Origin of the sequence: Leisingera daeponensis, assembly GCF_019801465.1 — a bacterium.
GTDB lineage: Bacteria > Pseudomonadota > Alphaproteobacteria > Rhodobacterales > Rhodobacteraceae > Leisingera > Leisingera daeponensis_A.
The window spans coordinates 379,446-392,695 of record NZ_JAHVJA010000002.1 but is presented as its reverse complement, the minus strand read 5'-3'; the positions used below and the strand labels follow the sequence as shown (position 1 = coordinate 392,695).

At 62.3% G+C, this 13,250-nt stretch carries 10 protein-coding genes; 7 read left to right on the top strand and 3 right to left on the bottom strand.

Annotated features, from left to right (window positions below):
• Positions 1–109: 109 nt before the first annotated feature.
• The 3 genes from KUV26_RS06700 to gloB all read right to left on the bottom strand — a co-directional run bounded on the left by KUV26_RS06700 (position 110) and on the right by gloB (position 4,373).
• Complete coding sequence (locus tag KUV26_RS06700) at positions 110–1,099, bottom strand: M23 family metallopeptidase (RefSeq protein ID WP_222507778.1); 990 nt, start codon at positions 1,097–1,099, stop codon at positions 110–112.
• Positions 1,099–3,423, bottom strand: a complete 2,325-nt coding sequence (gene clpA, locus KUV26_RS06695) for an ATP-dependent Clp protease ATP-binding subunit ClpA (protein ID WP_222504935.1) — start codon at positions 3,421–3,423, stop codon at positions 1,099–1,101. The genes KUV26_RS06700 and clpA overlap by 1 nt, the downstream gene beginning before the upstream one ends.
• Positions 3,424–3,599: 176 nt before the next feature.
• Positions 3,600–4,373 carry a hydroxyacylglutathione hydrolase gene (gloB, locus tag KUV26_RS06690; protein ID WP_222507777.1) on the bottom strand — a complete coding sequence of 258 codons (774 nt, stop codon included), beginning with the start codon at positions 4,371–4,373 and terminating at the stop codon, positions 3,600–3,602.
• 55 nt (positions 4,374–4,428) lie between these two features.
• On the opposite strand from gloB, the gene KUV26_RS06685 reads away from it, so the two are divergent.
• The 7 genes from KUV26_RS06685 to KUV26_RS23795 all read left to right on the top strand — a co-directional run bounded on the left by KUV26_RS06685 (position 4,429) and on the right by KUV26_RS23795 (position 13,088).
• Positions 4,429–5,175 carry a class I SAM-dependent methyltransferase gene (locus tag KUV26_RS06685; RefSeq protein WP_222504933.1) on the top strand — a complete coding sequence of 249 codons (747 nt, stop codon included), beginning with the start codon at positions 4,429–4,431 and terminating at the stop codon, positions 5,173–5,175.
• A 372-nt stretch (positions 5,176–5,547) separates the two neighbouring features.
• Positions 5,548–6,108 (top strand): F0F1 ATP synthase subunit delta, encoded by a 561-nt coding sequence (locus tag KUV26_RS06680; RefSeq protein ID WP_174148154.1) that lies wholly within the window; start codon positions 5,548–5,550, stop codon positions 6,106–6,108.
• The gene (gene atpA / locus KUV26_RS06675; RefSeq protein ID WP_222504932.1) at positions 6,109–7,647 is read left to right on the top strand and encodes a F0F1 ATP synthase subunit alpha; all 1,539 of its coding nucleotides are present in this window, start codon (positions 6,109–6,111) and stop codon (positions 7,645–7,647) included. It begins immediately after the preceding gene.
• A gap of 15 nt (positions 7,648–7,662) precedes the next feature.
• The gene (locus tag KUV26_RS06670; protein ID WP_222504931.1) at positions 7,663–8,538 is read left to right on the top strand and encodes a F0F1 ATP synthase subunit gamma; all 876 of its coding nucleotides are present in this window, start codon (positions 7,663–7,665) and stop codon (positions 8,536–8,538) included.
• A gap of 21 nt (positions 8,539–8,559) precedes the next feature.
• On the top strand, positions 8,560–9,984 hold the full coding sequence (gene atpD / locus KUV26_RS06665; RefSeq protein WP_222504930.1) for a F0F1 ATP synthase subunit beta: 1,425 nt from the start codon (positions 8,560–8,562) through the stop codon (positions 9,982–9,984).
• A 56-nt stretch (positions 9,985–10,040) separates the two neighbouring features.
• Positions 10,041–10,454, top strand: coding sequence for a F0F1 ATP synthase subunit epsilon (locus KUV26_RS06660; protein WP_222507776.1), 414 nt, complete (start codon positions 10,041–10,043; stop codon positions 10,452–10,454).
• Between the two features lie 354 nt (positions 10,455–10,808).
• Positions 10,809–13,088, top strand: a complete 2,280-nt coding sequence (locus KUV26_RS23795) for a calcium-binding protein (protein ID WP_222507775.1) — start codon at positions 10,809–10,811, stop codon at positions 13,086–13,088.
• Positions 13,089–13,250: the final 162 nt, after the last annotated feature.

Sequence of the window (13,250 nt, the reverse complement as noted above, 5' to 3'; positions counted from 1 at the left end):
CTTGCGGGCAGGGGCCTCCCGCCCGGCGCCAGGCTGCCCTTAGGGTGCGCCGCGCCCGTTGGGCCGCGCAGCCGCCGGGGCTGACGCCCCGGCGGCTGCGGTCGCTGCGCTACTGAGAGGCCGCGTCCGCCGCGGGCGGGATCACCATGCTGCGGGAGAAACTGTCCACTTCCGCGCCGTTGCGCAGCAGCCGGGCGGTGCCGGTATAGGTTCCCGCCGGCCATTGGCCGCCGCGCAGACGGCGGCCGGCCGCGCGGAACAGCTGCGCCTGGGTCCGCTCCAGCGCCTCGCTGTGCGAGACCACCTCGCCGCCCGGCCCGGTCACTGCCAGCTCCAGCCTGTCGCCCGCCCGGCTGCCGAAGGCATAGGCCCAGAACACCATTGCGGGCGCGTCCGCTGCCAGAGGCGATTGGTCAGCCGCACCCGCCTTGATCGCGCCGAACCCGGGAATGGCAGCGGAAAACCCGGCGCCCAGCAGGCCGCCCGGCTGGTAGGGGGGCGGTTTGGCCCACAGCGTCCGCGCCGGGGCGCCGCCGCAGCTGCCCGGCCTGTCCGGGGCGAAGGGATCCACCACCGCGCCGTCCTTGCGCACAGACAGGTGCAGATGCGGAAACTGGGTCTTGCCGGAAAGCCCAACCTCGCCCAGCACATCGCCGGCCCGGACCTTCTGACCGCTTTCCACCCGGACAGAGCCTTGCTTCATGTGGCAGTACTGGGTTTCCCAGCCGCCGCCGTGGCTCAGCACCACGCCGTTGCCGCATTCCTTGCCGTCGATGGCGGCATCGTTCGCGCCGTCAGCATACTGATCCGGCATTGCGTTGCGGATACCGCGGACAACCCCATCTGCTGCGGCCCGCACGGTAACGCCCGCCTGCATGTCCGACAGGTAGGGCAGGGCAAAATCAGTGCCCTTGTGTCCGTCGTAGCTGAGCGTGCCGCAGGTGAAATCCGTGGCGCCCTTGCCGGGGTCGTGATCGGTGAACTGCTGGATGTGGCAGTCCTCGCCCAGGGTGCAGTCGAGCGGGAACTGCAAACGAAAATCGCCCGCCGCGGCGGGCGCGGCGAGCGATAAAGATGTCAGCAGCGCTGCGAGGCGCATCAGTCCGCGGTCAGCAGCGGCGGCTTGTCGCCGGAGATCCGCGGCTTGCCCGGACCCTCCAGCCGCAGGTCCAGCTTGCCGTCCTTGATGCCGACCTTGACGACGCCGCCCTTGGTCAGCTTGCCGAACAGCAGCTCCTCGGCCAGCGGCTTCTTGATGTGCTCTTGGATCACCCGGCCCAGCGGACGCGCGCCCATGCGGTCGTCGTAGCCCTTGTCGGCCAGCCATTCGGCGGCCTTGCGGGTCAGTTCGATCGACACGTTGCGGTCCATCAGCTGCGCTTCCAGCTGCAGGACGAACTTCTCGACCACCTGGAGGATCACCTCTTTGCCCAGCGGCGCGAAGGAGATCACCGCGTCCAAACGGTTGCGGAACTCCGGCGTGAAGGTGCGCTCGATCGCTGCGGTGTCCTCGCCCTCGCGGCGGTCGCGGCCGAAACCGATCGCGGCCTTTGCCATGTCCGACGCACCGGCATTGGAGGTCATGATCAGGATCACGTTGCGGAAGTTCACGGTGCGGCCGTTGTGGTCGGTCAGCTGGCCGTTGTCCATCACCTGCAGCAGGATGTTGTAGACATCGGGGTGCGCCTTCTCGATCTCATCCAGCAGCAGCACGCAGTGCGGGTGCTGGTCGACACCGTCTGTGAGCAGGCCGCCCTGGTCAAAGCCGACATAGCCCGGAGGCGCGCCGATCAGGCGGGAGACCGCGTGTTTCTCCATGTATTCCGACATGTCGAAGCGCAAGAGCTCCACGCCCAGCTGGTCGGCCAGCTGCTTGGCCACTTCGGTCTTGCCGACGCCGGTGGGGCCCGCAAACAGGTAGTTGCCGATCGGCTTCTCCGGCTCGCGCAGGCCGGCGCGGGCCAGCTTGATGGCGCTCGACAGCGCGGTGATCGCATCGTCCTGGCCGAAGACCACCCGTTTCAGCGATTTCTCCAGGTCCTTCAGCACCTCGGCATCGTCTTTCGAGACGTTCTTGGGCGGAATGCGGGCGATCTTGGCGACCACGGCCTCGATCTCCTTGACGCCGATGGTCTTGCGGCGCTTGCTTTCGATGATCAGATGCTGCGCGGCGCCGGCCTCGTCGATCACGTCGATGGCCTTGTCCGGCAGCTTGCGGTCGTTGATGTAGCGCGCTGACAGCTCCACCGCGGTCTTGATTGCGTCCGAGGTGAATTTGATGCCGTGATGCTCCTCGAAATAGGGCTTCAGGCCTTTCAGGATCTCGATGGAATCCTCCACCGTCGGCTCGTTCACGTCGATTTTCTGGAACCGGCGGGACAGCGCGCGGTCCTTCTCGAAATGCTGGCGGAACTCCTTGTAGGTGGTGGAGCCCATGGTGCGCAGCTTGCCGCCCTGCAGCGCAGGCTTCAGCAGGTTGGAGGCATCCATCGCGCCGCCGGAGGTGGCGCCTGCACCGATCACGGTGTGGATCTCGTCGATGAACAGCACCGCGTCGGGGTGATCCTCCAGTTCGGTGACCACGGCCTTCAGCCGCTCCTCGAAATCGCCGCGGTAGCGGGTGCCCGCCAGCAGCGCGCCCATGTCGAGCGAGTAGATGGTGGTTTCCGACAGGATTTCCGGGGTTTCGCCGGACACGATGCGGCGCGCCAGACCTTCGGCGATGGCGGTCTTGCCGACACCGGGGTCGCCCACCAGCAGCGGGTTGTTCTTGCGGCGGCGGCACAGCACCTGGATGCAGCGCTCGACCTCGTGGTCGCGGCCGATCAGCGGGTCGATGTCGCCGTCGCGGGATTTCGCGTTCAGATCGACGCAGTACTTGGCCAGCGCCGACTCCTTCTTCTCGCCCTCGGGGGCGGCGGTCAGGTTGTCCTCTTCCTGCTCGGTGGCGCCGGTGACCGGGCGGGATTCCCCGTAGGCCGGGTCCTTGGCCACACCGTGGGCGATGAAGTTCACCGCGTCATAGCGGGTCATCTCCTGGTCCTGCAGGAAATAGGCGGCGTCGCTCTCGCGCTCGGCAAAGATGGCGACCAGCACATTCGCCCCTGTTACCTCGGTGCGGCCGGAGCTTTGCACGTGGATCGCGGCGCGCTGGATGACGCGCTGGAAGGCAGCGGTCGGCACCGCCTCCGATCCGTCGATATCGGTCACCAGGTTGGCAAGGTCCTCATCCACGAATTCCACCAGGGAGGATCGCAATTCGCTCAGGTCGACGCTGCAGGCGCGCATCACGCGGGCGGCATCGGGCTCGTCGATCAGGGCCAGAAGCAGATGTTCCAGGGTTGCGAATTCATGACGGCGTTCATTCGCCAGCGCCAGCGCTGCGTGAATGGCCTGTTCCAGGGTGCTCGAGAATGAAGGCACGGGCGTGCTCCTCTGATCTTGGGTTGGCCGGTGGGGCGGTATTAACCAACCCCTCAGTTCAACCATGTGCTTATAAGGTTAGAGTTTGGTTGATAGCGCGCCGGCTTCAAGGTCTTTTCTTCATTTTGGGGTCACAATTATTTTCTCCCTGTTGCGCCCCGATGCCCTTGATTTGCTCAGAAATTGTCTTTGCGCTTGCGGATTTCGGCAAAAACCTCTGCATCTTCAGCATCTTGCATTCCCAGGTGGGCTCTGATGGCTCTGTCGGCGGCCCGCAGGAACGGATTGGTGTCAAGTTCCAATTGCAGGGAGGACGGCACTGTCGGCAGGCCGTTTCCCCGGGCCTCCGCGATATCGCTGATCCGCGACTGCAACGCCGGGTTGCCGGGGTCCACGGTGACCGCAAAGGCACCGTTAGCCTGGGTGTATTCATGCCCGGAGTAAACCATAGTTTGCGGCGGCAGCGCGGCAAGTTGCGACAGGCTGGCCCACATTTGCTGCGGCGTGCCCTCGAACAGCCGCCCGCACCCCAGCGCCATCAGGCTGTCGGCTGTGAACACCGCCTCCGCGCCCGGAATGTAAAAGGCGATGTGGCCGACCGTGTGGCCGGAGACATCCATCACCTGCACCTCTTCGCCCAGCAGGGGGTATGTGCCGCCATCCTCCACGGCCATGTCGAGCGGCGGCAGCCGGCTGGCGTCGGCCGCGGCGCCGATCACCTTGGCGCCATAGGCTTCGCGCAGCTCCGCCACCCCGTCCACATGGTCCCAGTGGTGGTGGGTGAGCAGGATCCGGTCCAGCCCCCAGCCGCGCTCCGACAGGGCGGCCCTGATGGCGCCGGCCTCGGGCGCATCCACCAGCGCGGTTTCCCCGGAGGCCGGATTATGGATCAAAAAGGCATAGTTATCCGACAGGCAGGGCAGGGTGACGATCTCAAGAGGCATGGTCATTCGCCTTTACATTGCTAAACTGCGCCCAGATTGGCCGAAGCAGCAGGCGCCCGCAATGCATCTTGATGTTCAGGATCTCAGGAACTTCTACTACCGCAGCACCCTGGGGCGCGCGGCGCAGGCCTCGATCCGCGGCCGCCTGCTGGAACTGTGGCCGGAGGCGGAGGGGCTGACGGTGGCAGGCTTCGGCTTTGCCGCGCCGCTGCTGCGGCCCTACCTGCCGGAGGCGCGCCGGGTGATGGCGCTGATGCCGGGCCCGCAGGGGGTGATGCAATGGCCTGCCGGGATGCCCAACGTCTCGATCCTGTGCGAGGAGACCAGCTGGCCCATCGACACCGGCCGCGCCGACCGGCTGGTGGTGATGCACGGGCTGGAAACCTCCGAGCGGCCCAGCAAGCTGCTGGAGGAATGCTGGCGGGTGCTGGGGCCGGGCGGCCGGGCGATTTTCATTGTGCCGAACCGGGCGGGACTCTGGGCGCGCTCGGATCTCACGCCGTTCGGGTTCGGGCGGCCCTACACGCTGCGCCAGCTGGAGGGCCAGCTGCGCGACCACCAGTTCGCCATCGAACAGCATACCGCGGCGCTGTACCGGCTGCCCAGCCACAAGCGGTTCTGGCTGAAATCCGGGGCCATGCTGGAAAAGATGGGCCGCAAGCTGCCCGCGATGCTGGCCGGCGGCGTGTTCATGGTCGAGGTCAGCAAGCAGACCTACCCGCAGAAGGGCCACATGACCCGCACCAAGGCCCCGAACCGCATCCGGGTGCTGGAAGGCCTCTCCAACCCGATGCCGGAACCGGTGTGAGGGAAGCCGCGAATGCGGCACCGGATTTCGATTCCCGAAATCGGCCGAAACGGGCCTTCCGGCGGCTCCGGCACCGTTATGTGACGCTTTTTGCCGCAAATGCCGCTTTCCGGAATCGCCAAATCCTGCAGTTCGGCCGCACTTTTTTATAATTCATCTGTGGTCAAAGGGCCGCACTTGCTGCAAGCCTTTGAAAACAAATGAAACATGCTTTTCCCTGTTACCGTTATAGGCAGTTGATAGGTCGCATCCGCTCTGCTAGACCCACGCTGATTTCAACGCCCCGCTGCCAAGGGGGATGTCTCACGCCCCCGGACGCCTCCTGAAGCCAGGTACGCCAACCGGGGCCAAAAACATATCGGAAGGGTGGACGTGTCCGAACCAGCTTCGATTTCTGCAGGCATTGCCGCGCGCTATGCTACGGCGGTGTTCGACATCGCGGAAGAGAACAAGGCGCTCGACAGCCTTGAAACCAGCATCAATGATCTGGCAGCCGCCCTGGCTGACAGCCCAGAGCTCAACAGCCTGATCAACTCGCCGCTCGTGTCGCGCGAAGAGCAGGGCGCCGCAATCACCGCGGTGGCGGACAAGATGGGCATTGATCCCGTCCTGCGCAATACCCTGGCTCTGATGGCCGACAAGCGCCGCCTGTTCGTGGTGCCTGCGCTGATCGAGGCGCTGCGCGCCCGCCTGGCCGATGCCCGCGGCGAAGTGACCGCCGAAGTGGTCTCCGCCAAGGCGCTGACCAAGACCCAGAGCGAGAAACTGGCCAAGACCCTGGCCGAGCGCGTGGGCAAGAAAGTTACCATCAATGCTTCCGTCGATGCCTCCATCATCGGCGGTCTTGTCGTTAAAGTGGGCTCGAAGATGATCGACAGCTCGATCCGCTCCAAGCTCAACTCCCTACAGAATGCAATGAAAGAGGTCGGATAAATGGGTATCCAAGCAGCAGAGATTTCTGCGATCCTGAAAGACCAGATCAAGAATTTTGGTCAAGAAGCCGAAGTGGCAGAAATCGGCCGCGTGCTGTCCGTCGGTGACGGTATTGCCCGCGTCTATGGCCTCGACAACGTTCAGGCCGGCGAGATGGTCGAGTTCCCGGGCGGCATCATGGGCATGGCGCTGAACCTCGAAGCCGACAACGTCGGTATCGTGATCTTCGGCTCCGACCGCGACATTAAAGAAGGCGACACCGTCAAGCGCACCAACTCCATCGTGGACGTTCCGGCCGGCCCCGAGCTGCTGGGCCGCGTTGTCGACGGTCTGGGCAACCCGCTGGACGGCAAGGGCCCGATCAACGCCGCGCAGCGTCAGGTTGCCGACGTCAAGGCGCCGGGCATCATCCCGCGTAAATCGGTGCACGAGCCGATGGCAACCGGCCTGAAATCGGTCGACGCGATGATCCCGATCGGCCGCGGCCAGCGCGAGCTGATCATCGGCGACCGTCAGACCGGCAAGACCGCCGTGGCTCTGGACACCATCCTGAACCAGAAGGTCTACAACGACGCCGCAGGCGACGACGAGTCCAAGAAACTGTACTGCGTCTACGTCGCTGTCGGCCAGAAGCGCTCGACCGTGGCCCAGCTGGTGAAGAAGCTGGAAGAATCCGGCGCAATGGAATACTCGATCGTGGTTGCCGCAACCGCGTCCGACCCGGCACCGCTGCAGTTCCTGGCGCCCTACGCCGCAACCGCGATGGCCGAATATTTCCGTGACAACGGCAAGCACGCGCTGATCATCTATGATGACCTCTCCAAGCAGGCCGTGGCCTACCGCCAGATGTCCCTGCTGCTGCGCCGTCCGCCGGGCCGTGAAGCGTATCCGGGCGACGTTTTCTACCTGCACTCCCGCCTGCTGGAGCGTTCGGCAAAGCTGAACGAGGACTTCGGCGCCGGCTCGCTGACCGCTCTGCCGGTCATCGAAACCCAGGGCGGCGACGTGTCCGCGTTTATTCCGACCAACGTGATCTCGATCACCGACGGCCAGATCTTCCTGGAAACCGAACTGTTCTACCAGGGCATCCGCCCGGCCGTGAACACCGGTCTGTCGGTTTCGCGCGTGGGCTCCTCGGCCCAGACCAACGCGATGAAGACCGTTGCAGGCCCGGTTAAGCTGTCGCTGGCCCAGTACCGCGAGATGGCGGCCTTCGCCCAGTTCGGCTCCGACCTCGACGCCGCCACCCAGCAGCTGCTGAACCGTGGCGCCCGTCTGACCGAGCTGATGAAGCAGCCGCAGTACTCGCCGCTGACCAACGCCGAAATCGTCTGCGTCATCTTCGCCGGCACCAACGGCTACCTCGACAAGGTTGCGCTGAAGGACGTCGGCCGCTGGGAAGCAGGCCTGCTGGCGCATATGCGCGGCAAAGGCAAAGAGACCCTGGACTGGATCACCAACGAAGATCCCAAGATCAAGGGCGAGGCCGCTGACAAACTCAAGGCTGCGATCGACGAATACGCCGCCACCTTCGCATAAGGAGAGAGTCGGGACATGCCTTCTCTCAAGGACCTTAAAAACAGGATCGAGTCGGTCAAATCGACCCGCAAGATCACCAAAGCCATGCAAATGGTGGCCGCGGCGAAACTTCGCCGCGCCCAGGAAGCTGCCGAGGATTCCCGGCCCTACACCAAGCGGTTCAACGCCGTGATGGCAGGGCTGGCGGCCTCGGTCGGCGGCAGCGACTCCGCGCCCAAGCTGCTTCGCGGCACCGGCTCGGACCAGGTTCACCTCCTGGTGGTCATGACCGCCGAACGCGGCCTCTGCGGCGGCTTCAACTCGAACATTGCCAAGCTCGCCCGCCAAAAGGCGGCCGAGCTGAAGGCCGCGGGCAAGACGGTCAAGGTTCTGACCGTCGGCAAGAAGGGCCGCGACGCCCTGAAGCGCGACCTCGGCAGTGATTTCGTCGGCCATGTGGACCTCAGCGACGTCAAGCGCATCGGCTACGCCAATGCGCAGGCCATCGCCAAGGACATCCTGACCCGGTTCGATGCTGGTGAATTCGATGTTGCCACGATCTTCTTCTCGGAGTTCGTCAACGTCGTGACCCAGATCCCGACCGCACAGCAGATCATCCCGGCGTCGTTCGAGGCCGAGGAAGGTGAAAGCTCTGGCGCCGTCTACGACTATGAACCGGGCGAAGAGCAGATCCTCGCGGACCTGCTGCCGCGCGGCGTGGCGACCCAGATCTTCTCCGGCCTGCTGGAGAACGGCGCATCCGAACAGGGTGCCCGGATGAGCGCGATGGACAACGCGACCCGCAACGCGGGCGAGATGATCGACAAGCTGACCATCGAGTTCAACCGTTCCCGTCAGGCCGTGATCACCAACGAGCTGATTGAAATCATTTCGGGCGCTGAGGCGCTCTAAGAGACAACCGGAGACCAACAAATGGCACAAGCAAAAGGCAAGGTGACCCAGATCATCGGCGCCGTTGTGGACGTCCAGTTCGACGACCACCTGCCCGCAATTCTGAACGCGCTGCACACCGAAAACGACGGCAAAACCCTGGTTCTGGAAGTTGCCCAGCACCTCGGCGAAAACACCGTCCGCACCATCGCTATGGACGCAACCGAGGGCCTGGTCCGCGGCCGGGAAGTCACCGACACCGGTGCGCCGATCTCGATCCCGGTCGGCAACGCCACCCTGGGCCGCATCCTGAACGTGGTGGGTGAGCCCGTGGACGAAAAGGGCCCGGTGAACGCAACCGAGACCCGTGCGATCCACCAGCCCGCACCGGAATTCAACGACCAGTCCACCGAGTCCGAAGTCCTGGTGACCGGCATCAAGGTGATCGACCTGCTGGCGCCCTACGCCAAAGGCGGCAAGATCGGCCTGTTCGGCGGCGCCGGCGTGGGCAAGACCGTTCTGATCATGGAACTGATCAACAACATCGCAAAAGTGCACTCGGGCTTCTCCGTGTTCGCGGGTGTTGGCGAACGGACCCGTGAAGGCAACGACCTGTACTGGGAAATGATCGAATCCAACGTGATCAAGCCGGACAACCTGGAAGAATCCCAGGTGGCCCTGGTTTACGGTCAGATGAACGAGCCTCCGGGAGCCCGTGCCCGTGTTGCGCTGACCGGCCTGACCCTGGCCGAGCAGTTCCGCGACCAGTCCGGCACCGACGTTCTGTTCTTCGTGGACAACATCTTCCGCTTCACCCAGGCCGGTTCCGAAGTGTCGGCTCTGCTCGGCCGTATCCCCTCCGCTGTGGGCTACCAGCCGACCCTGGCCACCGACATGGGTGCGATGCAGGAACGCATCACCTCGACCAAGCACGGCTCGATCACCTCGATCCAGGCCGTCTACGTTCCCGCGGACGACCTTACCGACCCGGCACCGGCAACCACCTTTGCCCACCTGGACGCGACCACCGTTCTCAACCGCGCGATCTCCGAGCTCGGCATCTACCCCGCTGTGGACCCGCTGGACTCCACCTCGCGCCTGATGGACCCGGCGATCGTTGGCGAAGAGCACTACAAGGTTGCTTCCGACGTTCAGCAGATCCTTCAGCGCTACAAGTCGCTGCAGGACATCATCGCCATCCTCGGCATGGACGAACTGTCGGAAGAGGACAAGCTGACCGTTGCGCGTGCGCGTAAGATCCAGCGTTTCCTCTCGCAGCCGTTCGACGTTGCGAAGGTGTTCACCGGCTCTGACGGTGTGCAGGTTCCGCTGGAAGACACCATCTCGTCGTTCAAGGCTGTTGTGGCCGGTGAATACGACCACCTGCCCGAAGGCGCCTTCTACATGGTTGGCGGCATCGACGAAGTGCTCGCCAAAGCCGAGAAGATGGCTGCGGAAGCCGCCTAAGAACGGATTTTCCCCCGCGCCCTCGCGGTGCGGGGGGACCCTGAAAGGAGGCCCCAATGGCACAAACGATGCAATTCGACCTCGTGAGCCCCGAGCGCGCCCTGGCGTCGCTGCAGGCCAGCGCGGTTCAGATCCCCGGTGCTGAGGGCGACATGACGGCGATGCCGCAGCATGCGCCCACCATCACCACCCTGCGCCCCGGCGTGCTGAAGGTCGAAAGCCCGGAAGGCAACTCGGAGTATCTGGTGACCGGCGGTTTTGCCGAAATCGCAGGCGACAGCCTGTCGGTACTGGCCGAACGCGCGATCCCGATGGCCGAAATGACCCGCGATCAGATGAACGCGCTGATCGAGGAAGCCCGCGAGATGTACAAGACCGCGAAAGAGGAAGACCAGCCGCACGGCCTGGTCGAGGACGCAGCCAAGCTGCTCGCCGACATGGAAGCCCTGGGCACCCACATGTCCCTCTGATCCGAGCGCGGATTGGACGATTTGGAAACCGGCTCCCTTTGGGGGCCGGTTTTCTTTTTAGGCGTGCGGGTATTGAGAACAGGCTGGGTGGAAACCATTCTATTGCCTGATGGGTGCTGCGAATCTCGTGTAAATCGGTTGGACCTTGCGGTCGTTCGCTCTCCTTACGGCGCAACGTATTCATTTGAACTGCGGCAGTGCGACTGGACAGCTAGATAATCGGCTGATAACCATCAGGAAATTACATCTATAACGTGTTCGGCGGTAAGCGTGCGCTGATCGCGTTGCGACAGGTTACACCATTCAGATTACTTGGCTCGGTTCAATTGGGAGATCGACCAAGGGAGCAATTAATTGGCGTTAGTTCAAGAAACTGAAGCTGTTGCTGCAGCGGATTCGGAAGCGACTGTTTATACAATTTCAGACGGCGACACCTTCGAGGGAAGCATTACTGCGAACGAAAGATCCGATTGGGTTGAAATCTCTATGGACCCAAATCGAATTTATGAAATCACTTTCACCTGTTCTTACGAAGGCGGGAGGTCAGCTGGACCGGATGTTGGGTTGGAAGTGTTTGCCCCTGTATTAGATAGATATTTTACATATCTGGAGTTTCAGCCTTGGGCGCCTGCGCCGGAAGGCGGAACATATGGAACACTCACTGTTCACGAATTTCCTGAGCGCATATCTTTCGGGCCTGACAACCCGCTTCATTTTTCAATAACGAGCGGCCGTGAAGGTCAACTCTTTGAGTATACGATAGCATACCGAAGCTTGGGCTATAATTATGCCTTGCCTTCTGATGTTGCTGAATTTGACGGATCCGAGTTTTCAGACAGAATTGAGTTTGGAACCGGAGGGCGTCTCGTTCGGGGGCTGGGAGGCCACGACACAATCCACGGCGGCGGCAGTAGTGAAGTTGTCACGATTTATGGCGGCGGCGGTAACGACGACATCGCTACTGCTTGGAGCAATGACTTGATTTACGGCGGCTCAGGCAACGATCAGGTGATGAGTGATGACGGTGACGACACGCTTTTTGGCGGTGGTGGCAATGACGGTCTGGACGGCGACGACGGGAATGACTTGATTTTCGGTGGTGACGGCAACGACATGATTTCAGGTGGCGGCGGAAATGACCGCATCCTTGGAGGCGCCGGAAGCGATACAATCAGGGGTTACTCCGGGCACGGAATTGACACTGTCTTTGGGGGCAGCGGCAACGATTTCATTTTCGTCTTGGTTGGAGGCGGGGAACTGCACGGCGGAGCGGGCAACGACACGATAGTAGGCTCTAATTCCGGCAGCGCTTCTGCTGGCGATCAGCTGTTTGGCGGCGGCGGATCGGATAGTCTGAATGGTAACAGTGGCGCTGATAGCCTCTTCGGTGACGGAGGGCGGGACACTCTATCAGGGGGTGCCGGAAAGGACCTGCTTAATGGAGGCACGGGGAACGACATTCTCAACGGTGGCGCTGGCATCGATTACCTGACCGGAGATGACGGCGATGATTGCCTTCACGGCGGTGGCGGCAATGATAGTCTCAACGGTGGCCAAGGGGCAGATACTCTCAGAGGAGGAGAAGGGCACGACATAGCCGTTTACCTCGATGGCAACGGTACTGTTGTCGATCTCGCTGATCCGGCAAGGAGCACAGGTTTGGCTGCCGACGATTTCCTTTTCGGTATAGAAGGCGCAGAAGGCCACTACGGAGCGGACGGGCTTTTTGGAAATGCCGAAGACAACTCACTTTACGGTAGAGGCGGCAAAGATACGCTTGATGGTCGCGCCGGAAATGACTGGCTATTCGGTGGCGGAGGCAGCGATACTCTGCGCGGCGGTTCTGGCAATGACAGTATGTTCGGCGGCTCAGGGCGTGACTTTCTGAATGGTGCTATCGGGAACGATGTTTTGAATGGTGGCAGTGATGCGGATGTTCTGATTGGGGCAGACGGCAATGACACTCTAGTTGGGGCGCAGGGAAACGATCACCTGAATGGCAGCAACGGTCGTGACATGCTTTCTGGCGGAAGCGGCAATGACACCTTGCTAGGCAACAGCGGAACTGATCGCCTGCGAGGTGACGACGGTAATGATTACCTGATCGGCGGAGCTGGAGCGGACACGATGAATGGCGGCAATGGCTTGGATGTCCTGAATGGCGGGGACGGCATTGACTCTCTGTTCGGGGGTAGAGGGTCTGATACCCTGAACGGTGAAGCGGGCGCTGACGTCTTGTTCGGCGGCGGTGGCAGCGATCGGTTGATTGGCGAAGCTGGCAATGACTTTATGCGCGGCGGTGCTGGCAGCGATCTGTTACGTGGCGGCATTGGTAATGATGTCCTGTACGGGGAAGCAGGTAGTGACACGCTCACCGGCGGCGAGGGTAGAGATGTGTTTATCTTCAAGGCAGGTTATGATTCTGATGTCGTGACCGATTTTTCAATTGGTTCAGACGTGCTGAGACTAGATAAAAACCTTTGGACCGGCCATCTCACCGCAAGAGACATTATCGACCGGTTTGGTGAGGAACATTCTGGTGTTGTGGTTTTTGACTTCGGCAAAGGCGACATTGTCACCCTCAATGGGATGACTAATCTTGCAGAACTCGAGCTCTCAATCTGGATTTATTGAACGGGTCCGTGGCGGCGCAGCTGATTCAGGTAATTTCATCCAAAGCCCGCGACGGCAAGAGCGGCGGGGCTGTGGTACCGCCGACCTCCTTCCAAGGCATGCATACCTCCGCGGAACCATTCCTCCGTCCTTAACCCTATTCTCATCAAATTTTCCGAAATT